The sequence below is a fragment of the Vibrio sp. 704 genome, assembly GCF_033339295.1.
Map to the genome: position 1 here is coordinate 1 of NZ_JAWOUH010000080.1, position 1,331 is coordinate 1,331.

1 protein-coding gene and 1 pseudogene are annotated in these 1,331 nt (G+C 45.5%); both read right to left on the reverse strand.

Annotated features, from left to right (window positions below; all coding sequences use genetic code 11):
• Window positions 1-259, reverse strand: a pseudogene (locus tag R7R24_RS24560) (outer membrane lipoprotein-sorting protein); the annotation flags it as partial.
• A 116-nt stretch (window positions 260-375) separates the two neighbouring features.
• The coding region (locus tag R7R24_RS24565) for a GGDEF domain-containing protein (protein ID WP_318119706.1) at window positions 376-1,331 on the reverse strand (956 nt) is incomplete at its 5' end.

A 1,331-nucleotide genomic window follows, 5' to 3' on the forward strand; every position in this document is an offset into this window, starting at 1 on the left:
TATGACGCTTTAGCGATGCGCTGCCTTTATCTTTGGCTGGCGCGGTTACCAACACGAGCGACAACTCCGTGCCTTTTGTCCAACTTTTCATCGTCATAGAGCGTGTCCAATCAGGACGAACGATCTCCATGGTTGCCTCGCTATAACTGGATTTCCCCCTCATTGCTTGGTCTGATTTTTGGACAATATCGAAAGCACTTTCGGCATACGAAAGTGAAGTAAAAAGCAGGAAAAACAGAGCGGCGACAGCTTTTGGCATAACTTTCCTCTAAGTCTTTTAGCTAATCTCAGAAACGAAAAGCGGCAATAAAAACTTGAAATTCAATTGAGTATAGCAAGAGGAAAAATCGAAATAGCGATTCACTACGCAAAAACTTAAGGCACCTGACGAAGAAGAGGCTCAACTTTGCTTTTATCGATCACTTTGAACATCGCGCAGTTTTTACCATTCATTTTGCCGCAGTACATGAGTTGGTCGGCTTCGTGCAAGTTTATGATGCCTTTGAACTCGCGATAATAGGCGCAACCCAAACTCACGCTGACATGGATCGCTTGCCCATTGAGTAAAACAGGTCGATCGTAAACACAGCTGCAAATCGCCTTTGCAAGCGTTTCAGCTTCTTTTTCAGATAGAGAGGCAGTCACCAACGCAAATTCCTCACCACCGATTCGCGCTAAGGTTATTCGTTCGTCAGTCAGCGATTTTGCCGTGTCGGCAACAGCGACAATCGCTTGGTCACCGATTAAATGGCCGTATTTGTCGTTTATCGATTTAAAGTCATCAATATCAAACACCATCACGGTTACGTTTTTTTGCAATGAACTCAGCGTTGCCAATCGCTCGATCAAATGCCTGCGATTATAAAGTTTGGTGAGCGGATCCGTCAGCGTCAGTTCAAGCAGTTGCTGATTTGCTAAGGTGAGCTGCTTTGTTCGTAGAGTCACCATTCGCTTAAGGGCGAAGATATGGTAAAGCGTGGCAATAACCATGATGAAAATGGCAATTGGCAACAGGTAAATGGGATATACCGTTTTGACCAAACTCCAACGATTGAGGATCCGTTCTTTGTCTGAGTCGATGATTTTTTCAAAGTCGTGGGAGATGTTCGTCACTGGAACCGAACTGTGCTCGCCTGTCGCAATGCGCAGATCTTTGCTGTACAGATTGAGGGTAGGCACAAACATGCCTGCATCTGGTGTTGTCGCCATGTGGAAGTTAGCCACTTGCAAATCGGCGACAAAGTACAAGATATTTTTCTCGACGGCAGCTCGGATCATCGCATCGTTATTTAAATATTCCACTAGCGACGCTCTAGGGTAGTTGGCACGCA